This window comes from Marinomonas epiphytica (genome assembly GCF_054780655.1).
Map to the genome: position 1 here is coordinate 99,434 of NZ_BAAGVX010000026.1, position 21,078 is coordinate 120,511.

The 21,078-nt window shown below is 43.5% G+C and carries 21 protein-coding genes and 1 tRNA gene; 14 read left to right on the forward strand and 8 right to left on the reverse strand.

What is annotated here, in order from left to right:
• From ACYVGZ_RS05595 to ACYVGZ_RS05605, 3 genes are all read right to left on the reverse strand, one after another.
• Window positions 1–477, reverse strand: a complete 477-nt coding sequence (locus ACYVGZ_RS05595) for a tripartite tricarboxylate transporter TctB family protein (RefSeq protein WP_460752392.1) — start codon at window positions 475–477, stop codon at window positions 1–3.
• 51 nt (window positions 478–528) lie between these two features.
• Window positions 529–1,494 (reverse strand): Bug family tripartite tricarboxylate transporter substrate binding protein, encoded by a 966-nt coding sequence (locus ACYVGZ_RS05600; RefSeq protein WP_460752395.1) that lies wholly within the window; start codon window positions 1,492–1,494, stop codon window positions 529–531.
• An 86-nt stretch (window positions 1,495–1,580) separates the two neighbouring features.
• Entirely contained in the window at window positions 1,581–2,309 is a 729-nt protein-coding gene (locus ACYVGZ_RS05605) for a ribonuclease activity regulator RraA (protein ID WP_460752398.1), read from the reverse strand.
• A 368-nt stretch (window positions 2,310–2,677) separates the two neighbouring features.
• Between ACYVGZ_RS05605 and ACYVGZ_RS05610 the strand changes: the two genes are divergently transcribed.
• Window positions 2,678–3,394, forward strand: a complete 717-nt coding sequence (locus ACYVGZ_RS05610; protein WP_460752401.1) for a FadR/GntR family transcriptional regulator — start codon at window positions 2,678–2,680, stop codon at window positions 3,392–3,394.
• A gap of 21 nt (window positions 3,395–3,415) precedes the next feature.
• On the opposite strand, the gene ACYVGZ_RS05615 is transcribed toward ACYVGZ_RS05610, so the two are convergent.
• The gene (locus tag ACYVGZ_RS05615) at window positions 3,416–4,507 is read right to left on the reverse strand and encodes an MBL fold metallo-hydrolase (protein ID WP_460752404.1); all 1,092 of its coding nucleotides are present in this window, start codon (window positions 4,505–4,507) and stop codon (window positions 3,416–3,418) included.
• Window positions 4,508–4,802: 295 nt separating this feature from the next.
• Between ACYVGZ_RS05615 and ACYVGZ_RS05620 the strand changes: the two genes are divergently transcribed.
• Window positions 4,803–5,225, forward strand: coding sequence for a MauE/DoxX family redox-associated membrane protein (locus ACYVGZ_RS05620; RefSeq protein WP_460752407.1), 423 nt, complete (start codon window positions 4,803–4,805; stop codon window positions 5,223–5,225).
• Window positions 5,226–5,573: 348 nt separating this feature from the next.
• Window positions 5,574–5,900 carry a DHCW motif cupin fold protein gene (locus ACYVGZ_RS05625; RefSeq protein WP_460752410.1) on the forward strand — a complete coding sequence of 109 codons (327 nt, stop codon included), beginning with the start codon at window positions 5,574–5,576 and terminating at the stop codon, window positions 5,898–5,900.
• Window positions 5,901–5,902: 2 nt separating this feature from the next.
• On the opposite strand, the gene ACYVGZ_RS05630 is transcribed toward ACYVGZ_RS05625, so the two are convergent.
• Window positions 5,903–6,433, reverse strand: a complete 531-nt coding sequence (locus ACYVGZ_RS05630) for a peroxiredoxin-like family protein (RefSeq protein ID WP_460752413.1) — start codon at window positions 6,431–6,433, stop codon at window positions 5,903–5,905.
• A gap of 99 nt (window positions 6,434–6,532) precedes the next feature.
• Between ACYVGZ_RS05630 and ACYVGZ_RS05635 the strand changes: the two genes are divergently transcribed.
• Complete coding sequence (locus tag ACYVGZ_RS05635) at window positions 6,533–7,390, forward strand: helix-turn-helix domain-containing protein (protein WP_460752416.1); 858 nt, start codon at window positions 6,533–6,535, stop codon at window positions 7,388–7,390.
• Between the two features lie 71 nt (window positions 7,391–7,461).
• Window positions 7,462–7,538: transfer RNA gene (locus ACYVGZ_RS05640), tRNA-Ile, on the forward strand.
• Between the two features lie 38 nt (window positions 7,539–7,576).
• Here ACYVGZ_RS05640 and ACYVGZ_RS05645 read toward each other — a convergent pair.
• A complete protein-coding gene (locus ACYVGZ_RS05645; protein WP_460752418.1) occupies window positions 7,577–8,137 on the reverse strand; it encodes an Lrp/AsnC family transcriptional regulator in 561 nt (186 codons plus the stop codon).
• 75 nt (window positions 8,138–8,212) lie between these two features.
• Between ACYVGZ_RS05645 and ACYVGZ_RS05650 the strand changes: the two genes are divergently transcribed.
• The gene (locus tag ACYVGZ_RS05650) at window positions 8,213–10,315 is read left to right on the forward strand and encodes an alpha-ketoacid dehydrogenase subunit alpha/beta (RefSeq protein WP_460752421.1); all 2,103 of its coding nucleotides are present in this window, start codon (window positions 8,213–8,215) and stop codon (window positions 10,313–10,315) included.
• Window positions 10,316–10,325: 10 nt separating this feature from the next.
• Window positions 10,326–11,576 carry a dihydrolipoamide acetyltransferase family protein gene (locus tag ACYVGZ_RS05655; RefSeq protein ID WP_460752424.1) on the forward strand — a complete coding sequence of 417 codons (1,251 nt, stop codon included), beginning with the start codon at window positions 10,326–10,328 and terminating at the stop codon, window positions 11,574–11,576.
• 87 nt (window positions 11,577–11,663) lie between these two features.
• On the opposite strand, the gene paaX is transcribed toward ACYVGZ_RS05655, so the two are convergent.
• Together paaX and ACYVGZ_RS05665 are read right to left on the reverse strand one after the other, a co-directional pair.
• Window positions 11,664–12,587, reverse strand: coding sequence for a phenylacetic acid degradation operon negative regulatory protein PaaX (paaX, locus tag ACYVGZ_RS05660; protein ID WP_460752427.1), 924 nt, complete (start codon window positions 12,585–12,587; stop codon window positions 11,664–11,666).
• Window positions 12,588–12,699: 112 nt separating this feature from the next.
• Window positions 12,700–13,287, reverse strand: a complete 588-nt coding sequence (locus ACYVGZ_RS05665) for a phenylacetic acid degradation protein PaaY (protein ID WP_460752430.1) — start codon at window positions 13,285–13,287, stop codon at window positions 12,700–12,702.
• 345 nt (window positions 13,288–13,632) lie between these two features.
• Between ACYVGZ_RS05665 and paaF the strand changes: the two genes are divergently transcribed.
• The 7 genes from paaF to paaA all read left to right on the forward strand — a co-directional run bounded on the left by paaF (window position 13,633) and on the right by paaA (window position 21,067).
• Window positions 13,633–14,418 (forward strand): 2,3-dehydroadipyl-CoA hydratase PaaF, encoded by a 786-nt coding sequence (gene paaF / locus ACYVGZ_RS05670; protein WP_460752433.1) that lies wholly within the window; start codon window positions 13,633–13,635, stop codon window positions 14,416–14,418.
• 26 nt (window positions 14,419–14,444) lie between these two features.
• Window positions 14,445–15,236 carry a 2-(1,2-epoxy-1,2-dihydrophenyl)acetyl-CoA isomerase PaaG gene (gene paaG / locus ACYVGZ_RS05675; protein ID WP_460752436.1) on the forward strand — a complete coding sequence of 264 codons (792 nt, stop codon included), beginning with the start codon at window positions 14,445–14,447 and terminating at the stop codon, window positions 15,234–15,236.
• 2 nt (window positions 15,237–15,238) lie between these two features.
• Window positions 15,239–16,780, forward strand: coding sequence for a 3-hydroxyacyl-CoA dehydrogenase PaaH (paaH, locus tag ACYVGZ_RS05680; protein ID WP_460752438.1), 1,542 nt, complete (start codon window positions 15,239–15,241; stop codon window positions 16,778–16,780).
• A complete protein-coding gene (gene paaI / locus ACYVGZ_RS05685; RefSeq protein WP_460752441.1) occupies window positions 16,773–17,231 on the forward strand; it encodes a hydroxyphenylacetyl-CoA thioesterase PaaI in 459 nt (152 codons plus the stop codon). Before paaH ends, paaI begins: the two co-directional genes overlap by 8 nt.
• Entirely contained in the window at window positions 17,224–18,447 is a 1,224-nt protein-coding gene (gene pcaF / locus ACYVGZ_RS05690; protein WP_460752444.1) for a 3-oxoadipyl-CoA thiolase, read from the forward strand. Before paaI ends, pcaF begins: the two co-directional genes overlap by 8 nt.
• 119 nt (window positions 18,448–18,566) lie before the next feature.
• Window positions 18,567–19,892, forward strand: a complete 1,326-nt coding sequence (gene paaK / locus ACYVGZ_RS05695) for a phenylacetate--CoA ligase PaaK (protein WP_460752447.1) — start codon at window positions 18,567–18,569, stop codon at window positions 19,890–19,892.
• A 182-nt stretch (window positions 19,893–20,074) separates the two neighbouring features.
• Entirely contained in the window at window positions 20,075–21,067 is a 993-nt protein-coding gene (gene paaA / locus ACYVGZ_RS05700) for a 1,2-phenylacetyl-CoA epoxidase subunit PaaA (RefSeq protein WP_460752450.1), read from the forward strand.
• Window positions 21,068–21,078 lie beyond the last annotated feature (11 nt).

Genomic DNA, 21,078 nt, shown 5'->3' on the forward strand with positions numbered 1-21,078 from the left:
TTACTCCCAAAGTGCTGGAAGTCTAACGCCAAATACCTGTTCGAAAATCAAGTATCCAAGAAAGACAATAATAAGTGAGATCATTGCTTTTTGTATTACCTTGGTCATCGAAGAGAAAATTAGGATGACAGACAGAACAAAAAGATAAGATGAAATAAAGTAACCAATGTATGAGAAAGCAATAATGTACAAAAATATTGCGCCCATAATGAGCAATGGTGCTTTGTTCTCTGATGATTCTTGCACTTGTTTATCTAAGCGGCTTTCAGTAGGCATTTCTTGTTTGATTGATTGGAATTTTCTAGTAATCAAAATCAAACTGAAAATACAGGCTAAAGCACCCACTATAATGGGGAAAAAGGAGGGCTCAGGTCGATTATCAACGACAGGCGCACCAAGTCTGATAGCGGTAATTAAGTAGCCGAAAGAAAGCGCAATTAGGAAATAATAAAACAACAAATTTTTATTTAGAAACATGGTTATATACCTTATATACGCCCCGTATTACGGGGCGTTAGTGTTAATAGACTACAGGTTTAAGTCGTCCATAACTTTAAAGGTGCTAGCTTGAAGCTCATCAATCCATGTTTGTACATCCGACGAGCCTAACCAGCTTGGTGTAACGCCAATGGTATTAACCCATGATTGAAATTCGTTGCTTTCAAAAGCAGTTTTGAAAGCGGATTCTAGGGTAGCAATAGCGTCTTTAGGTGTGTTTTTTGGGGCAGCAAGAAGAATGAAACTTCCTGTTTCTAGTTGGTAGCCAAAGGTGCTAATTGGCGGTACGTCAGTGAATGAAGGGTTTTGTTGTGACGATAGTTCCACAACGCCTTTCGCATCTCCTGACCCTATAATGCCACTGAAATCACCTAGGCTAGATATTGCAGCGTCTAACTCACCTGAAAGCAGAGCTTCTGCTTCGGCACTAGAGGAACCTGGGTAAGTAATAACATTAAATTTCACACCAGTTTGTTTCTCCAACCGTCTAACGGCAAGGTAAGGACCTGATCCCTTTGGTGCCACACCAACTCGAACTGTATTAGGATTTTCTTTTGCTGCATCAATGAGCTCTTTGAAAGTATTGAATCCTGAGTGCTTAGAAACAACGATTGCATCGGCTTCGCGGGTTATTCTGGCGATAGGCGTCATTTTCTCTAGCGAATAACCAGGTACCATTTTGCCTCTAGGCAGAGTGATAACGCTATCATAAGTTAATACGCCGACTGTGTGGCCATCTGGTCGAGAGCGAGTCATTTGCATTAACCCCGTTGCAGTAACTGCACCGCTAATGTTTTCTACGTAAATAGATTTAGACAGCTCTTGCTCTGCGATATTGCTAATTTTTCTTGAGATAGCATCGGCACCACCACCAGCAGGCCATGGTACGATTAAACGAATATCTTTCGTAGGGAAGGCCGCAACGGAAACCGAAGCGCTAACAAGACAGGCACCTACTGCGCATAGAAGTGAGTGTTTTAGTTTTTTATTCAACATAGCTTTATTCTCTTTTTATTATTAGTGATGGTTATGCTTTTAATTTTTACTAATTAGATCGGTTTTTATTTTTTTAACCTCCTAGGTTAGGCTTGTTGTGAAACGAACGCCTGATATTCCTTTTGGGCTTCATCATTTGGTGGGTAGAGACCAATGACAGTGCTACCAGAGCGCACTTTATTTATTACGTAATCTTCAAAGGTTTCCATCGCAATAGCTTCATCGGCAATGTCGTCTACCATTTCTAATGGAATCACGATGATTCCATCGCCATCGCCCACTAGCACATCACCTGGGTAAACAGGCACGCCACCGCAGCCGATTGGAACTTGTATATCGACACCATGATGCTTGGTTAAGTTTGTTGGAGCGCTCGGTTTTGCGCAAAAAATTGGCATATCCATCTCGGCTGCCGTGTCATAATCTCGAATGCCAGCATCCGATACAAAGCCTGCACAGTTTCTTACAGAGAGCCTTGCCAAAAGGATGCTTCCGGCACTTGCTGCGGTTGCATCTTGGCGACAGTCCGAGACCATGATCATGCCTTCTGGAACGGATTCTACCGCTAGGCGTTGAGGGTGGCGGGGATCTTTAAAAGCAGCAACAGTGTCTAAATCTTCTCTTGCTGGGATGTATCTTAAGGTAAAGGCTTGGCCAACCATTTTTACTTTGGCAGTGTTTACCCTAGATACCCCTTGGATATAGGTGTTACGGAAACCTTTTTTGTATAGTGCGGTATGGAGTGTAGCTGTGGAAACCTGTTGAAGCTTCTTTTTTACAGCGTCCTCGATTTTTTTATATTTATAGTCGTTCATGTCATAGACCTTTGTTATGTGAGGTTGCGTGATTAAAGATACGCTCTAAAAATGATTAAATCAAACTAATATTTACTAATTATTACTAATATTTTTTAATTTGTTGATTCGAAAGGTGATTTTTCTTTTATTTTTTGGCGATTTAGAGGGGGTGTGGTGTTTTAGTTTCCATACATGTAAATATTAGTCTTTTTTGCTAAACTGTTTTTTTATGTTAGGCAAGCTTGTATCGATATTGTTATTGAGTGATAAAATGCGTTGACCTAAGATAAGCCCTGTATTAGGGTCAAAAGCAACACCACTATGGTGTATATCTATTTGATTTATAAAAATAAATCGCGAATTGAATAATTATAAAGTTGGTATGTATGGGGAATGAATCTACTCGCGCAAGCTCGTCCCAGCAGTCGTTAGGTGCGATTGTCTATGAGCAAATCTTAGCCTTGATTATGGATGGGAGCTACGCTCTAAATACAAAACTTCCTCCAGAAGCGCAATTATGTAAAACCTTTAATGTGTCCCGACCAGTATTAAGAGAGGCACTGGCTAGGCTAAGGGAAGATGAACTTATTACCTCGAGAAGAGGATCTGGCAGCTTTGTTATCAAAAAGCCGGACAACTCGGTACTTCAGTTTTCACCCCTTTCAAGTATTGCAGATATACAGCGATGCTTTGAATTTCGCTGTAATCTTGAGGCTGATGCAGCGGCACTTGCAGCACAGAGAAGAACTGCCGCACAGTTAGAAAGTATCATAAAAGCATACGAGCAAATGAACGTGGCTAATGCTTCAAATAAGCTAGCGACGGATGAAGACTTTGATTTTCACTTTGCAATAACAAATGCGGCTAATAACCACTTTTACAGTACAGTGCTAAGTTTGCTACGAGCTAGCATCAAAGAAGGTATCAATATTACGCGCAACCTTTCATTATTACATCCTGAATCACGCCTTCAGCTTGTGCAAAGTGAGCATTTAGAAATAGTTGAAGCAATTAAAGACGGTGATTCCGAAAGGGCGCGTCATGCAATGAAGAGCCATTTAATCAGCGCCCGAAACCGTATGTTTGAAGGGGCGCCAAATTAATTTTGAGTCAGGGCTAGGTTTCTAGTTCATCAGTCTCTGCCACCACTTTTCTTCACTTGCAGTGCTTTTCGCTGTAAAAAACTGCCCAAAAGTGGGGGTGCTAAGCTGTACTGATTGTTGTTGGGCTGCTGCACTGACTCTTTCAAATGGGTCGAACCAGGTGTGAAAAGCGAGGTCGAAGGTGCCATTATGAATGGGCACCATTACCTTACCTTGTAAATCCATGTGAGCTTGTACACTTTGTTCAGGCTTCATGTGAATGTCTGGCCAATCTTTGTCGTAAGCCCCTGTTTCTATTAAAGTTAAATCGAATGGCCCGTATCTCTCTCCAATCTCCTTAAAGCCAGGGAAATAGCCAGAATCGCCGCTGAAGAAAACCTTGCCATGTTCTGAATCAATCACCCAAGATCCCCAGAGGGTTTTGTTAGCATCGCCAATTCCTCTGCCTGAAAAGTGCTGAGTGGGTGTGAAAGCAATCTTAGTGGTGCGGATTTGCTCTTCTTGCCACCAATCAAAGCTGGTAATACGGGAAGGGTCAACGCCCCATGCCATCAAGTCTGCCTCTACGCCGAGAGGTACAGAGAACGCACCGACCTTGTCGGCTAATTGCTTAATACTGGACTTATCTAAATGGTCGTAATGATTGTGAGAGATCAGAACGCGGCTAATAGCTGGAAGGTCAGTAATATTAATAGGGGGCTGGTGGAAGCGCTTTGGTCCTAGAAAACTAAAAGGTGAAGCTCGCTCGCCAAATACAGGGTCAATTAGCCAATATTCTCCCATTATTTTAAGCAGTATTGTGGAGTGTCCTAGCTTAACCAAGTGAACGCTTTTATCGTCTAGGTTGTTAAGTTCCTGTTTAGTGACGCTTTTAATGGGGAGAGGCTGCTCTGGAGCTGGCGCTACTTTTTTTTCCGTGAAGAAACGCCACCAAAGCTCAACGGATTTTCTAAAGCCTAATGGATCTTTAGGTTTCGCGTTGTGAAACTGTCCACCTCGATAATGATCGGAAGACAAGCTTTGTGAAGGAGGAAGCTTCGCCCGAACACTGGCATTGATGAAATATCCAGCAATAAGGAGAAGCGCGGTAACAATAACAAACCATTTAATCATGAAGGCCTACCTGTTCATAAAATATGATAGAGAATCCTATTTTGTAAGTTTACAGATTAGTTCCATTAAATGCTTAATTTCCTTGCCCTATCATTATTTTATTCACAAATAGGAGATAGAGATAACAATGTGCATAACCCTCGTCAACGCTTGTTTTCAGGCGCTCTTCTTTTAAAATGAGCCTCGTTATTAAGGTTTCTGTAGACCTTGGAGCATTAATACAACATAGGGACGAGTTAAGGGTTAACTCAGGTCGTTATGCAGAAAAAAATTTGCTTAAGATAAAAGAGGTTTTATGTCTACAGTTGCTGTTTCCCGCGAGAAACTCGCGTGGAGTTTATTAGGTTTGCGTTTGGGTGTTTTTGTCGTTTTCTTTATGTGGACGCTGGATAAATTTATTAACCCCGAACATGCTGCCGTTGTAATGAAAGTCTTCTATTCCGTGCCCGAGTTGAGCAATAGCTTGGCTTATCTACTAGGTGCGGTACAGCTGGCATTAATTGTTAGCTTTCTGGTTGGATTTCAAAAGCGTTGGGCTACTTTGATCATTTTAGCGATGCATTTAAGCTCAACCCTCGTTTCCTTCGGGCGTTATTTAGACCCGTGGGGCGGATCAAATTTACTATTTTTTGCTGCTTGGCCAATGTTGGCTGCAACGCTTGCTTTGTATTTGTTGCGGGAGTACGACACTAAGTGGTCGCTTGGTAAAGCAGAATAACCGTATTTATCTGTATTGAGCGGATAAATTGCCTGTCTCAGGTATTCATGATTCTTTAACAAGTAAGTTGAAAGATTCATTCTCAATTTTCCCCCAATTTAGTGGTGTTCCGTTGGAGTGCCACTTTTTTTTATTTATGAGAATATTTTAAATACCTTGTTCCAAATAGGAGAGCACTCCTTCTGGAGCGCTGCTGACATTTCTAGAAATTTTCCATAGTTGGTCTGCTGTCATAAAAGTGACTTATTTCCTTGCTAGATTATGCCGTTACTGAAATGATTAAGACACAAAAGAAGCGCTGTATTAAATAGCAGTGAAACAATAGATAAAACGGTTTAAGGTAATTAGATGGAAATAAAAAACATGCCTTTTGGTACAATCGATTGGCAAGGGGTGGAAAAACAAACACTGAAAGGGGAGTCGGGCTTTGCCTATTGGCGCACTAAAAAGCTAGGGGACGTGAGTGTGCATATGGTGACGTATTCTGCTGGCTACTTCTCTGAACAATGGTCCACTAGCGGTCATATTGCTTTCTGTGTAAACGGCGAAATTCAAACATTATTGAAAGATGGCCGTGAAATAACCATCTCATCTGGCATGAGCCAGCAACTTCCTGATGGTGACCCCTACCGCTTCTCAAGCGTTGAAGGGGCCACACTCTTCATGGTGGACTAGTTTTATACGAGTTCGCCGCGAGCTGGGTAGTCCATTTCCAATACCTTGTTAATGGCTCCCAACAACTCTTTAAAGCTAGGTCTAACAAACGGCATTGTGCTAATGCTGCTCCAGTAAAGTGTGCCATCTGGACGCACAAAAAACAGACCTGGTTCAGTAAACTCAGTGGGCTCTTCAATACCAATACTGGTTTTTCCTCTGCCAGCACTGCGGTGTAGACCCCAAGCTTGAGACTGCTCAACCGTTAAACCATAGCCTAGTGTAATGTTGTCAATGCTCCATTCTTCAAAGGCTTGTTTCGCTCTTTCTTCCGTATCCGTACTTACTGCGACAGTATTCACACCCAAGGCTTTAAAGTCGCCTTGCAAACGACTTAACTCTTGAAGGTAAACTCGGCAAAGAGGGCAATGCAAACCACGGTATACCACTATCATGGTGAAGTTTTCAGGCTTTTGATCTGCTAAGGACCAAGCACCGTTTAATGTATTGAAAGCTAATTCTGGTGTTGCTTGACGAGGTTTTAAAACAATCATATTTGGCTCCTTTAAAAAGTATGTCGCCATAATAGGGGATTTTATTGTACGATTGGTGATAAATAATCTTAAATTTATTGCAGATCGTATAGGTGTGTTTTGGATAGACTGTCATCCGTATTACAGCATTTTCGTGCTCAAGCGAGCTCTATTACTTGCCTAGAATACCTAAGCGAGCAAAAATTGATGTTAAGTGGGGAGTCTTGCTACTGGTTTTATATTGTTACTGGCGAAGTTCAGCTAATTGGCGCAACATTAGGGAAAATCACCTTAGCCCAAGGGGATGGCCTTTGGCTAAGTGCGGGAGAGTGCATCACACTTGAGCCGCACCAAGGTACTGTTCAATTGTTACAGTGCGATTATCAATTTGGCAGCGTATATGCGAACAAAACACTTAATCCCTTGCTAGAGCTAAATAAAGACTGGCTTATATTGCCAGAGCATTACCCCTCAGCCGACCAGCTAAAACCTATGACTCAGCTTCTGTTGCAAGAGAGCTTAAAGCCGCGCTGTGGCTCAAAAGTTATGTTAGAAAGACTGGCTGAAGCCTATTTAGTGCAGCTGTTTCGCAGTTTTTTACAGCATCAAGGTATTGAAGTCGGGGTATTGGCAGGCCTGAGTGATCAGAAAATTGGACGTGCGCTCGTAGCAATACATGACAACCCCCAAACACCTTGGCAAGTAGCATCGCTTGCTGATCAGGCGGGCATGTCACGAGCGGCATTTAGCGCCCGATTTAAGCAGGCGATGAACATGCCGCCTATGCATTACCTTGCAATATGGCGCATGCGTATCGCCAGCCAACGATTAATCAAAGGGGAGAGAAACCTTGCCATACTCAGCCAAGAGCTTGGCTATCAAAGCGAGGCCGCATTTCGACGCAGCTTTAAGAAAATAATGGGAGTAACCCCCGGTGAAATGGCAAAGCACGCTCAACAAAAACAGGTAGCCATATAAATAAATACAGAAAAATAACTCGCTATTCTTGGCAATTAGCAAGCTTACCTATATAATGCGTTTCGCTTTTAGGGCCTGTAGCTCAGTTGGTTAGAGCATCCGACTCATAATCGGCAGGTCCCCCGTTCAAGTCGGGGCAGGCCCACCATATAAAAAAAGCCCTAGCAGGTACCTGCTAGGGCTTTTTTAATTCCCGAAAGAGAGTTCGTTCAAAGGTAAGTCTCTGGTCATTTTGGGCTGTTTCATAGAAAACATACTATTAACGGATCTTACTCCCTCGACCTGCAAGATAGTTTGGCTCAAGAGCTCATTGTAGCGTTTAAGGTCTCTTGTTGTGATTTTTAATAAAAAATCGCAACCGCCACTGACAAAGTGACATTCTTGTATCTCTTCACAGTCTTCAATCATTGCTAAAAAGGGAGCTAGGGTGTCTTGGTGGTGGTTGTCCATCAAGACTTGAGCAAAAGCAATGACATTTAAGTTGATTTTTTCTGCGTCTAAATTTGAGGTATAGCCTTTAATAAAGCCTTCTTCTTCCAGCCGCTTTAATCTTCTCCAGCATGGTGCGGTCGATAAGCCAATTTTCTCAGCTAAATCCCTATTGCTTAAACGCCCGTCTTTTTGAAGGGCAGAAAGTATACTTATATCGAATTTATCAATCATAATAATGTTTCTTTTTTTTGTTTTTTTGAGCAAAGATATTGCTAAATTCCTTTTGATGCCGGCAATTAAGAAAGATAATTTCATACCGCTTTAATTAAGATTAAAAGCATCCTACCTAAAACAATAAAGCTGAAAAGCAACTAATGGATGGTGTCTTTTATGAAACAATTGCCAGTAAAAAATAACATCGCAAGTGAAGCGAATAATGCGCCAGTCTTTGATTGGTTTCAAGTCACTAGGTTAATGCTCTTGTCTCGTGCATTGGACGATATTGAGGAACAAGAGCTGGTTCCTGAGAAATTGGTGTTTAACCAGTTTTCTGCAAGAGGGCATGATTTTGCCCAGATTCTTTTAGGTTCACTATTAACACATCAACATGATGCTGCAACGGGTTATTACCGTTCGCGGCCTTTTGTTATGAGCCTTGGAATTAGCTTAGATGAGGTGGTTGCTTCACCAATGGCAAAAGCGGGCGGGTATAGTGACGGTCGAGATATTGGGGTGGTTTGTAACTATCCAAATGTAGATCGCAAAGGGGCGATGCTCTTTCCTATGTGTGGGGGAGTAGGTGCTCAATATTCGCCGATAGCTGGCTGGGCTCAGTCTATTGTGTACCATCAAGAAGAGTTGAAAGACCCAAGTTATAAAGGCGCGGTCGCAGTTTCTATGGGGGGCGATTCTTCTATGTCTACCAGCGGTTTCTGGGCGTCACTGAATATTTCAACGACTAATAATTTACCTCATCTTTTTTATATCGAAGACAATGGTTACGGCATTTCGGTACCTCAAGAAGTTCAAACACCAGGCGGCGATCAAGTAGCGAACCTCGCCTCTTATAAAAATTTAAAAATTATCGACGGTGATGGCACAGATCCAGAGTTGACACCTCAACTGATCAAAGAGGCTGTAGATTATGTTCGCTCAGGGTCGGGGACTTGTTTGTTACGGCTTAAGGTTCCACGTTTGTGTGGTCATACTTTCCAAGACACGCAGACCTACAAAAGCCCAGAATTTATTGCCAGTGAGCAAGCAAGAGACCCGTTACCTAAATTGAAAGAATATTTACAAGTGAATAACCTTCTTTCAGAGAGTGAATGGCAAGAGCTCGAAGAAGCATGTCGTCAAGAAATCCGTTCAACGGTGGATCAAATGAAGCGACGAGATGAGCCAGACCCCGAAAACCTAACACGTTTTGTTTTTGCTGAAGAAAATAACCCGCAACTTCGAGGTGGCTTAGCGGCAAATGGTCACGTTTTTCCTGCCTCTACGGAGCAGCCAATTCCTGAAGGTGCTCGGCTTAACATGTTAACGGCTATTCGGAAAACATTAGATTATGAACTAGAGACAAATGAGAAAGTGATTGTCTTTGGTGAAGACGTGGGGCCCAAAGGGGGAGTGCACGGTGCAACCTTAGGGTTAAGCGAAAAGTTTGGAGAAGCCCGAGTATTTGATACCAGCTTGTCGGAAGAAGGGATCATTGGGCGTTCAGTGGGAATGGCTTTAAATGGTTTAATGCCTGTTCCTGAGATTCAGTTTCGAAAATACGCTGAGCCTGCCGCTGAGCAATTATCTGATACAGGAATCATGCGTTGGCGTACGAATAATCAATTTGCCGCGCCAATGGTAGTTCGTATTCCCGGAGGTTATGCCAAACGAGGAGACCCTTGGCACTCAATGAGTGATGAGGTGGAGTGGGCTCATAAAGTGGGTTGGCAAGTGGTGATGCCATCAAATGCTGAAGATGCAGTAGGCCTTTTGCGCTACGCCTTGAGAGATAACAACCCAACTATTTTCTTTGAACACCGGTCTTTATTGGATAATAGCTGGTCGAGAAGGCCCTATCCCGGTGATGGTTATGTCATTCCTTTTGGTAAAGCAAAAAACCTTATTGAAGGTAACAAGTTAACCGTAGTTTGCTGGGGGGCAATGGTCGAGCGTTGTGAAAAAGCGGCTAATAGTTTGGATCTCAGTATCGAAGTGATCGACTTAAGAACCCTTCAGCCTTGGGATAAAGAAGCCGTTTTAGCCTCAGTTGAAAAAACATCACGCTGCTTAATAGTACATGAAGATAATAAAACAGCGGGCTTTGGGGCTGAGATCGCAGCGACCCTTGCAGACGAGCTATTTTTTAGTTTGGATGCCCCTGTTCAGCGCTTAACTATGCCGGATATTCCTAATCCTCATAACTTCATTTTGCTCGATAAAGCTGTGCCTAGTGAACAGCGAATTGCTCAAGCTATGACAGATTTAATAGAGATATAAGGGGGAAGATATGAATAATGTAATGGAAATTTTGCTTCCTGAAGGAACGCTAGAAGGCACAGCGGCAACGCTTTCTACCTGGTTGGTTGCTGAGGGTGAAAAAGTACAAAAAGATGCTCCCTTGTTAGAGCTGGAAACGGATAAAGTTACCATGGAAGTTTGTGCAGAAACTGATGGGGTGGTGGGAAAACTTCTCGCCCAGTCGGGTGACAACGTGAATGCCGAGACTGTTTTTGGGTATTTGGATTGTGGTGCTCAAACAAGTGTATTGGGTGCTGCAAGTACATCTAAAACATTATCAGCTGATCCAGAATTGGAGCCATTTAACGAGCAGGCAAAGGCGGTACAAGAAAGCCGTTCTAAACGTGAACTAGTCGGGCCCGCTGTCAGAAGGCTGTTAAGAGAGCATCACTTAGATATCACTCTAATTCCAGGTACAGGAAAAGGTGGTCGAGTAACACGAAATGATGTTTTAACTCACTTAGACACATCGCAACCCCTAAACGAGTCTAATCTAATATCGAAAAATATAGATGTGTGTACTAAGGCGTCCGATGGTCTGAGAAGTAAACAGGTGCCTCATACGGCTATGCGTAAAAAAATTGCTAGCCACATGGTAGAGAGTTTGCTTCATACTTCTCCTCATGTGACCAGTGTTTTTGAAATGGACATGAGCCGTATTATTGAACATAGGAATATGTGCAAAATTGGGTTTGAAGAAGCCGGCGCTAAATTAACATTCACAGCCTATTTTCTAGTGGCCAGTGCAAAGGCCATGAAGGAAGTTCCTGATATTAATTCTCGCTTCTATGATGACCATTTAGAGATATTCGAAGATGTTAATATTGGGATTGGCACGGCGCTCGGTAATGATGGCGTCATTGTTCCAGTTGTCAAACAGGTTCAGGAGATGAGTCTGTTTAATGTCGCTAGTGCCCTGCAGTCACAAACTGAAAAAGCGAGGCAAGGTAAGTTGACAGCAGCAGATATGAAAGATGGCACATTTACTATTTCAAATCATGGTGTGAGCGGTAGCCTTTTTGCGACACCAATTATTATTAATCAGCCGCAAGTCGCCATTTTGGGGATTGGGAAATTAGAAAAAAGGGCGGTGGTAGAAGAAGTAAACGGTGAAGATACCGTCGTGATTCGACCTAAATGTTATGTTTCTTTAAGTATTGATCACAGAGCTTTAGATGCTTACCAGACAAATCTATTTTTGAGTCACTTTGTGCACGCTATTGAGCATTGGGGAGAGTAGAACGGCTAATATAAAACCCTACTCATAAAGGAGGTCTTCGAAAGGAGGTACCCTTTATGAGTTTATATTATCGAATGTTTTGGGCTTTTATTTTAAGCCGCCAAACCTCTCATAAAATGATTGAGAAGCACTTGGAAGAGGGCCGTCTGCAGATTCCAGAATGCTAGCGAGCCACTGCTCGGCAGCAGGTGTTACCTTGCGGTATATATTGCGACAAAGTTGTCTTGCTGATCTGCCTTTCCAATCTCCTGGTAATAGCTCCTCGGGCAACTGGGGGTCACGTAGTAAGAGCTTTCTGTATTCATGAATGAGCAAGGTTCGGGTAAGAAAACTGGACTCTGGGTCGAGATGCTTTTTGTCATCTAGCTCCTGCCAAACAGGGCGAAACACATTGATAAACTCTTGATAATGTTCGCCTAATTTGTCTAGCTCCCAGCATTCTCTAACTAATATTCTGACTTGTTTTCCTGCTAGCTCTTCTTGTCTATGAGTCTTAAATACAATGACTTTGTCTTGTAAACCAGATGACGCTAAGACGGTATTAACATCACTTAAATTACTCTTAGGGCTGCCAATTAATTGCCCTGTAAGAGTGCCAAACCCCTGCCAGCTCAAGTCATCCAGTAGTTGCTTCCTCTCATCCGCAGTTAAGTGTTGTGTCATGATTAAGCACCATGAGCCGTCCCAAGCTAATGAGCTTTTGTTATATACACGGCGAAATGCTTGTTCAAACTTACGGCGGCCTGACCCTGTTAAACTGTAGTAGCTCTTTCGTCCTACTTTATTACTAGTGAGCCAGCTGTCTTGAGTTAAACGAAAGATAGTCGTTCTCATCAGCCTTTCGTTAATGCCCATTGGGGCAAGTAATTTAATTAGGCTACCCAACCAAACGGTTCCACCATGAGGTTCTATGGAATCACCGTATAATGTAATAACTAGCGATGAAGAACGAATAGGTTTTTGTTGCTGAAACCGAGTGATTAATGGAGCTAAGGTATTAATTTTGTTCATTCGTAACCGGTGATCCAGTAAATTAAGCTGATCATTTATTTTCTTAGACCTGCTTGTGTTAGTAAAGTGAAATAGCTTGAAGGGCTAGAATAAAATGTAAGCCCGCTAGCTTTTATTTTTTAGGTTGATGCTGGCTGGTTGGTAGTGTTTTTCTATTCGGCTCAATGTCATTAAGAGGAATGCATTCAACCATGGAGGCTAAGCACCTTTTAGAGAGTTCAATGTATTCTTGAGTGCCTGCTTGCTTCCATTTTAGCTCATCGTCAGTAACAGATCTTACGACTTTACCAGGAGATCCCATGACAAGGCTACGATCAGGGCAGGTAAACTTATTTTTAACAAAAGAGGCAGCAGCGACAATAGAGCCACTACCGATCTCAGAATAGTCCATAATGACACTATTCATTCCAATAAGAGCGTCTTCTCCTATGATGCAGCCATGTAATACTGCGCCATGACCAACATGGCCATGTTTACGAATAATTGTGTGGCTATCAGCAAAACCATGAATTACACAGTTATCTTGCAGGTTTGAGCCTTCTTCCATAGTAATGCGGCCAAAGTCTCCCCTCAAACTGGCCCCTGGGCCAACATAGCAATCTTTTCCAATAATGACATCGCCTATCAAAATGGCTGTTGGATGTACGTAGGCCTCAGGGTGAACGACTGGTGTAACGTTATCTATTTTGTAGTAGGGCATGGCGCTTTTCCTTTTTCCTTAAGTGTTACATAAAATTTTAAATATTTCATAAATTTTGTATTAAAAATAGGTTTTGTTGGGCTTCATTAGCTTGTTTGATCTTTTTTTAAGGCATATGATCTTATTTTTTTAACCATTTTGCATTTATAGTTTATTGATTTTTATGGACTTTTTTGTTGTTTATTGGTTGTTTTAGTTGTTTTGGATTAAAGCAATACAGAAAAATCTAAAAATTAACTTGTTTTGTATCTAATTATGGTTCATCTTAAATAAGGTGTCATTGTGTTGATGGCGCTGGCATGAAAGTTACGGTCTAAGAAATGATAAATGGTTGAGTGCCTGAAAATGACGAATAAAAATTACAATACGTTAGTTGTGCATAAAGCTAAAAATGGGGTTCAGATGGTCCAGTTGAACCGCCCTGAGGCTTTGAATGCATTGACCACCGAATTATTGGCTGAGCTGTCGTCTGTCATGGATGTAGCCGAAATGTCAGATGACATCTGTGTGTTGGTGTTAACGGGTAATGACAAAGCGTTTGCCGCAGGGGCGGATATCAATGAAATGTCTGAGCGTGATCTAGTTGGAATTATGAATGATCCGCGTCAGCAATATTGGCAACGCATTACTCGTTTTAGTAAACCTGTTATTGCCGCAGTAAATGGCTACTGCCTGGGCGGTGGCTGCGAGCTAGCCATGCATGCAGATATTCTGATTGCTGGCAAAGATGCCAAGTTTGGACAGCCTGAAATTAATTTAGGCATTATGCCTGGAGCAGGAGGAACGCAACGTTTACTTCGCGCTGTCGGCAAATCTCTTACCATGCAAATGGTCCTCACGGGGTTACCTATTGATGCCCAACAAGCCAAAAACGCAGGTCTTATAAGTGACCTTACGCAACCAGAGTTAACCGTTAGTAGGGCGTTGTCTCTAGCCGAAATTATTGCCAGTAAAGGGCAGCTTGCGGTTCGACTAGCGAAAGAATCTATTTTGAAAGGAATGGATACAGACTTAGCAACCGGTCTTCGCTTCGAGCGCCAAGCATTTACGATTCTTGCTGGAACCGCGGACCGTGAAGAGGGAATTGCGGCATTTAAAGAAAAGCGTAAAGCAAAATTTACAGGCCAATAAATTTAATCTAATAAAAGGCAAATGACATGAGCTTTGAGAATATTTTATATTCGGTTGATTCTGGTGTTGCGTTACTTAGTTTAAACCGCCCTAAAGCACTTAATAGTTTTAATGAAGCGATGCACCTAGATGTACAAAAGGCGTTGAAACTGGCATTAAAAGATCCTGACGTTAGGGCGCTGGTAATAACTGGAGAAGGGCGTGGTTTTTGTGCTGGGCAAGATTTATCTGACCGAAATGTCGATCCTGATGCGGAATCTCCAGACCTAGGTCTCTCCATTGAACGATTTTATAACCCCTTGATTAAGCAACTTCAAAACTACCCTATGCCTGTAATTTGTGCAGTCAATGGCGTTGCCGCAGGGGCGGGAGCAAACATTCCTTTAGCGTGTGATTTAGTCGTCGCAGCTCGATCTGCAAAGTTTATTCAGGCGTTTTGCAAGATTGGCCTTATTCCTGACTCAGGCGGTACTTGGTTCTTGCCTCGTCTAGTGGGGGTGGCGAGAGCAAAGCAGTTAGCACTGTTGGGTGAGCCTCTAAGTGCTGAGAAAGCATTGGATTGGGGGCTAATTTATAGTGTGGTAGACGATGATAAGGTGCGCGAAGAAGCGCTCTCTTTAGCTCGCAATTTAGCAACGCAACCCACTAAAGGCTTGGCGTATATTAAGCGTGCACTCAATCAGAGTTTTGATTATGGCTTTAACGATCAGCTAGAGCTAGAGCGAGACCTGCAGCGCCTAGCAGGACAAACACAGGATTATCGTGAAGGCGTAAAGGCTTTTATGGAAAAGCGTACACCTGAGTTCAAGGGGGAATGATTATGGCTGCGTTACCAGAAAGTGCCCTGGTGGGTGTGGTTGGTGCCGGCGCCATGGGAGCCGGTATTGCTCAAGTTGCTGCCCAAGCAGGTCACCTAGTTAAGCTTTATGATAATCGTGATGGCGCTGCTCAATCTGCTATTGAAAAAATGGCTAAACAGCTAAGTGTGCTAGTAGAACGAAAAAAGTTTACAGCCGAACAGAGAGAAGCTGTGCTCGATAGGTTGGAGGCCGTCAGTCATTTAGAAGACCTAGCGAATGCTGATTTGGTCGTTGAAGCGGTTGTTGAGAATGTTGAAGTGAAGAGAAGCATTTTAAACACTTTGGAATCTGCTTGTTCAGAACACTGCATTTTGGCGAGTAATACTTCTTCTATCTCTATTACTCAATTGGCTGCTGGCTTAGTGCACCCTGAGCGCTTTGTTGGAATGCATTTTTTTAACCCTGCGCCCATTATGAAGTTGGTAGAGGTTGTTTCTGGATTAGTGACCTCAGGAGACGTGTCTGCTTGTGTGTATGAGACGGCGCAAAAGTGGGGGAAAATGCCGGTGCATGCCTCATCCACTCCAGGCTTTATTGTTAATCGAGTAGCGCGTCCATTTTATGCTGAAAGCTTTCGGCTTCGACAAGAACAAGTGGCTAACTGCGCCACTATAGATGCGTTATTAAGAGGAGCGGGTGGGTTCCGAATGGGGGCATTCGAATTAACTGACCTGATTGGGCATGATGTGAATTATGCGGTTACTTGCTCAGTTTTTGATGCCTATTATGGCGACTTTCGATTTCAGCCCTCTTTAGTTCAAAAAGAGTTGGTGGATGCTGGATACCTAGGCCGTAAAACTGGGAAGGGGTTCTATTCATACCGCGAAGGTGCTCAGCAACCAGTCGCACAAACTGTGGTTGTGTCTGAGTCAGATACAGTGCCTGTAGAAGGCCTAGTTTGTGAAGTGGCTAGTGACATGGGGAATGTTTCTGGCTTAGTGGAACGCTTGTCTCATGCTGGCGTATCTCTGAAACATGTTGATGATTTGGAAAAGGGCTATTTCAGAATAGGCTCAATTACCTTGGCGTTAACTGATGGTCGTATGGCTTGTGAACGTGCATTGGATGAGCAAATAGATGAGTTAGTCTTGGTGGATTTGGCGCTAGATTATCAGACTGCAACTTGTATTGCGGTTAGTCGCTCAAAGGACATTTCGCAAAATAAATTCAATCTGGTGGTGCAATGTTTCAATAGCGCGGGTATGGCCGTAAGTGAAGTTGCAGACTCACCAGCTTTAGTGGTAATGCGAACCATGGCCATGCTGGCCAATGAGGCCGCAGATGCTGTTTTGCAGGGCGTTGCGACAGCGCAAGGGATTGATGTTGCTATGTGTTATGGCGTTAATTATCCACAAGGGCCATTGGCCTGGGCGGACTCGTTCGGTATTGCTAAAGCGGGTGCCGTACTCCGAAACCTTCAGCACTCTTATGGCGAAGACCGGTATCGCGCATCGTTACTCATGCAACGCTTAGCTTTGAAAGGAGGACTGTTTCATGAATAAAGCGGTAGAAAGTCAGGATCGCCAGTTGGCAGAGCAGTGTGCAAATGCTCTATATGAACGTGATCTTGCTACCCAGCATTTAGGAATAGAATTATTAAGCGCTGCTCCAGGCGAAGCTGCTATGCGCATGACGGTGCAAGATTTCATGTTACAAGGTCATAAATCCTGTCACGGTGGGTATTTGTTTACGTTAGGCGACTCTACTTTTGCGTTTGCGTGTAATACCTATAACCAGCCAACGGTGGCCTTAGGTTGTTCAATTGATTATGTTGCACCTGCTTTTGCTGGTGATGTACTCACTGCCACAGCAAGCGAGCTAAGCCGAGGTGGGCGAACAGGAAATTACACGGTGGAAATTCGAAATCAGCAAGATCAACTAGTTGCCATATTTCACGGCCGATCTTATCGAGTGAGAGGCGAAATCCTTCCAGGGGAGAATAAAAATGACTAAAGCGCTTATTATTGACGCTATTCGTACACCTATTGGCCGTTATGGCGGTGCGCTTTCAAGTGTGAGGGCTGATGATCTAGGTGCAATTCCAATTAAAGAGTTAATGGTTCGTAACCCGTCGGTTAATTGGAATGACATCGACGATGTCTTGTATGGTTGTGCTAATCAAGCAGGTGAAGATAACCGAAATGTCGCGCGCATGTCTGCTTTATTGGCTGGTTTGCCGCACAGTGTGCCTGGCTCGACCATTAATAGGTTGTGCGGCTCTGGTATGGACGCCGTTGGTTTAGCGGCCAGATCCATTAGTGCTGGAGAAGCAGGGTTAATGATTGCTGGTGGCGTTGAGTCAATGTCCAGAGCGCCTTTTGTGCTTGGTAAGGCTGATCAGGCTTTTTCGCGCCAAACGAATATGTACGATACCACCATTGGTTGGCGTTTTGTGAATAAACTTATGGAACAGCAATACGGCGTACATTCAATGCCTGAAACGGCAGAAAACGTTGCTGAGGAGTTTGGGGTTTCACGTGAAGACCAAGACTTGTTTGCATTACGCAGCCAGCAAAAAACGGCTGTGGCACAGAGTAGTGGGCGGCTTGCGCAAGAGATTACGCCGGTTGTTATTCCTCAGCGTAAAGGGGAACCTGTTGTCATTAAGCAAGACGAGCATCCTCGAGCAAACACGACGATAGAGGCTTTGTCTGGTCTGGCTACACCATTTCGTAAAGATGGCAAAGGGTCTGTTACTGCGGGCAATGCTTCTGGGGTAAATGATGGCGCTTGCGCTTTGTTGTTGGCTAGTGAAGAGGCGGCTGCAATTAATGGACTAAAAGCACGCGGGCGGGTATTAGGCATGGCGGCTGCGGGAGTTGAACCGCGAATTATGGGAATTGGCCCAGCTCCCGCCTCTAAAAAAGTGTTAGAGCAGGTGGGGCTGACTTTAGCAGATATGGATGTTATTGAGTTGAATGAAGCCTTTGCTTCCCAAGGTTTGGCGGTTTTGCGTGAGCTTGGTTTGGCCGATGACGATAGTCGTGTCAATCCAAATGGTGGGGCGATTGCGTTAGGCCATCCATTGGGTATGAGTGGAGCGCGACTAATCACCACAGCCTTGCATGAGCTAGAAGTGCAGCAGAAGCGGTATGCGTTATGTACTATGTGTATTGGTGTGGGGCAAGGCATAGCAATGGTGATTGAGCGCTTTAATGAAGATGCTTAGCCAGTAACTGATGTACTTTTTTATAGTAAGGTTTTGAATTTATAAGCTTTTCTATAAAGCTATCAGTCAGCATGTAAAGAGCAAACAAATTCTAAAAATAATAACAATGGAGGATACCAATGAGTATTCGAGATCAGTTTCATCCAGATCAACTTGACCCGATGGAGGTGGCTAGCCTTGATGAACTTAGGGCTCATCAGCTAGAACGCCTGCAGTGGTCAATACAACACGCTTATAACAATGTTCCAATGTACAAAAAGCGCTTTGATGAAAAAGGCTTGCATCCAGATGATGTCAAAACATTGGATGATATCGCCAAGCTCCCTTTCACTACCAAATCGGACCTTCGAGATAATTACCCTTACGGTTTGTTTGCAACGCCAATGGATCAGGTGGTACGCCTGCACGCCTCTAGCGGAACAACTGGTCAACCTACAGTTGTCGGCTACACACAAAATGACATAGAGAATTGGGCCAATATTGTGGCTCGCTCTATTCGTGCGGCAGGAGGTCGTAAAGGTGACATACTTCATAATGCCTACGGGTACGGTTTGTTTACTGGAGGCCTGGGAGCGCATTACGGTGCAGAACGCTTAGGTTGTACCGTTATCCCGATGTCCGGTGGGCAAACGGAAAAGCAAGTTCGCTTAATTCAAGATTTTCAGCCAAATATCATTATGGTAACACCATCTTACATGTTGAATTTGCTTGACGAGATGGATAGGCAAGGCGTTGATCCACACTCGTTGAAATTGCGCTTGGGTATATTTGGTGCTGAACCGTGGACACAAGAGCTACGCAGCTCAGTTGAGCAGCGGGCAGGCATTCGAGCAATGGATATATATGGGCTTTCAGAAATTATGGGGCCGGGTGTCGCTATGGAGTGTGCCGAAAGCCAAGATGGCCCTACTGTTTGGGAGGATCATTTTTATCCTGAGATTATTGATCCAATTACCGGAGATGTGTTGCCTGACGGTGAAATGGGAGAGCTGGTTTTTACAAGCTTAAGTAAAGAAGCTTTGCCAATGATCCGCTACCGAACTCGGGATCTTACACGCTTATTGCCTGGCACAGCTCGGCGCATGCGCCGTATTGATAAGATCACAGGCAGAAGTGATGACATGATGATCATCCGAGGCGTAAATGTTTTTCCAACACAAATTGAAGAAGAGGTGATTAAAGTTTGTCATTTTTCTGAAAATTACGAGTTGCATCTGTATCGCAATGGAAATATGGATAGTATGGATGTGCATGTGGAGCTACGGCCGGAATGTGCTCATTATGATGGCCAAAAAATAAACGATGCTATCAATGAGTTACGTCATCATATCAAATCCTCAGTGGGCATTAGTGTGGCAATTAAGCTTCAAGATATAGGTAGTATGGCGAGATCAGAAGGCAAAGCGAAGCATGTCTTTGATAATAGAGGTCTAGTGGCTAGTTAACTGGTATTTGGTAGGCTTGTTACCTTGCTGTTTTAAAAGCCTAAGTGCCGAAAAGCAAGGAATGGCTCAAAGCTATATTTAAATGTGATACAAGAATATAAAAAATATTTGATTTATTGTGTCGTTAGTCTATTCTTTTAGTGAGTCTGGTGATCAGATATTCACTATATTGGAGAGTTTTCATGTATGCACAGCAGGTTGATACAGGAGTAAAGTCAGTAAAGTCTTTGGATGAAATGGGCCCAGAAGAAAGAGCCTTCCAAGCCAAAATTGACGCTGAGATTAAAATAGAGCCGAAGAATTGGATGCCAGACAATTATCGGAAAACCTTGATTAGGCAAATTTCTCAACATGCTCACTCAGAAGTAGTTGGAATGCTACCCGAAGGAAACTGGGTCACTCGCGCACCAACCCTAAAACGAAAGTTGCAACTGATGGCTAAAATTCAGGATGAAGCTGGCCACGGTTTATACCTATACAGCGCGATGGAGACATTAGGCGCGAGTCGAGATGAAGAAATCGAAAAATTACATACGGGGCGTGCTAAGTATTCAAGTATTTTTAATTACCCAACTCTAACTTGGGCAGATATGGGAGCAGTGGGTTGGTTGGTAGATGGTGCGGCTATCGTTAACCAAGTTGTGCTTCAACGAACATCTTATGGCCCATATTCTCGTGCCATGATCCGAGTTTGTAAGGAAGAGAGCTTTCACCAGCGTCAAGGTTACGAAATTCTATTACATATGATGCGTCACGGGACACAGGCGCAGAAAGATATGGTGCAAGACGCGATTAATCGTTTGTGGTGGCCTGCACTCATGATGTTTGGCCCAAGCGATGCTGATTCCCCTAACTCAGCCCAATCGTTAGCTTGGAAAATTAAACGCCACACGAATGATGAATTACGCCAACGTTTTATTGATCAAACCATCCCACAGTTAGAATTACTGGGATGCACTGTGCCAGACCCTGATCTGAAATGGAATGAAGAGCGTGGTCATTATGACTTCGGAGAAATCCATTGGGACGAGTTTTACGATGTATTAAAAGGTAATGGCCCTTGTAATCGTGAGCGTATTGATACTCGTCGTAAAGCGATTGAAGAAGGCGCTTGGGTATGTGAAGCCGCCGTTGCTCATGCCAGAAAAAAACAACAAAAGCAGGCAGCAGCCTAAAGGAGATTCCT

Excerpts from the sequence above, each read along its gene's own strand:
- ACYVGZ_RS05595 (WP_460752392.1), bottom strand. The coding sequence starts at position 477 with ATGTTTCTAAATAAAAATTTGTTGTTTTATTATTTCCTAATTGCGCTT.
- ACYVGZ_RS05600 (WP_460752395.1), bottom strand. The coding sequence starts at position 1,494 with ATGTTGAATAAAAAACTAAAACACTCACTTCTATGCGCAGTAGGTGCC.
- ACYVGZ_RS05605 (WP_460752398.1), bottom strand. The coding sequence starts at position 2,309 with ATGAACGACTATAAATATAAAAAAATCGAGGACGCTGTAAAAAAGAAG.
- ACYVGZ_RS05610 (WP_460752401.1), top strand. The coding sequence starts at position 2,678 with ATGGGGAATGAATCTACTCGCGCAAGCTCGTCCCAGCAGTCGTTAGGT.
- ACYVGZ_RS05615 (WP_460752404.1), bottom strand. The coding sequence starts at position 4,507 with ATGATTAAATGGTTTGTTATTGTTACCGCGCTTCTCCTTATTGCTGGA.
- ACYVGZ_RS05620 (WP_460752407.1), top strand. The coding sequence starts at position 4,803 with ATGTCTACAGTTGCTGTTTCCCGCGAGAAACTCGCGTGGAGTTTATTA.
- ACYVGZ_RS05625 (WP_460752410.1), top strand. The coding sequence starts at position 5,574 with ATGGAAATAAAAAACATGCCTTTTGGTACAATCGATTGGCAAGGGGTG.
- ACYVGZ_RS05630 (WP_460752413.1), bottom strand. The coding sequence starts at position 6,433 with ATGATTGTTTTAAAACCTCGTCAAGCAACACCAGAATTAGCTTTCAAT.
- ACYVGZ_RS05645 (WP_460752418.1), bottom strand. The coding sequence starts at position 8,137 with ATGAAATTATCTTTCTTAATTGCCGGCATCAAAAGGAATTTAGCAATA.
- ACYVGZ_RS05650 (WP_460752421.1), top strand. The coding sequence starts at position 8,213 with ATGAAACAATTGCCAGTAAAAAATAACATCGCAAGTGAAGCGAATAAT.
- ACYVGZ_RS05655 (WP_460752424.1), top strand. The coding sequence starts at position 10,326 with ATGAATAATGTAATGGAAATTTTGCTTCCTGAAGGAACGCTAGAAGGC.
- paaX (WP_460752427.1), bottom strand. The coding sequence starts at position 12,587 with ATGAACAAAATTAATACCTTAGCTCCATTAATCACTCGGTTTCAGCAA.
- ACYVGZ_RS05665 (WP_460752430.1), bottom strand. The coding sequence starts at position 13,287 with ATGCCCTACTACAAAATAGATAACGTTACACCAGTCGTTCACCCTGAG.
- paaF (WP_460752433.1), top strand. The coding sequence starts at position 13,633 with ATGACGAATAAAAATTACAATACGTTAGTTGTGCATAAAGCTAAAAAT.
- paaG (WP_460752436.1), top strand. The coding sequence starts at position 14,445 with ATGAGCTTTGAGAATATTTTATATTCGGTTGATTCTGGTGTTGCGTTA.
- paaH (WP_460752438.1), top strand. The coding sequence starts at position 15,239 with ATGGCTGCGTTACCAGAAAGTGCCCTGGTGGGTGTGGTTGGTGCCGGC.
- paaI (WP_460752441.1), top strand. The coding sequence starts at position 16,773 with ATGAATAAAGCGGTAGAAAGTCAGGATCGCCAGTTGGCAGAGCAGTGT.
- pcaF (WP_460752444.1), top strand. The coding sequence starts at position 17,224 with ATGACTAAAGCGCTTATTATTGACGCTATTCGTACACCTATTGGCCGT.
- paaK (WP_460752447.1), top strand. The coding sequence starts at position 18,567 with ATGAGTATTCGAGATCAGTTTCATCCAGATCAACTTGACCCGATGGAG.
- paaA (WP_460752450.1), top strand. The coding sequence starts at position 20,075 with ATGTATGCACAGCAGGTTGATACAGGAGTAAAGTCAGTAAAGTCTTTG.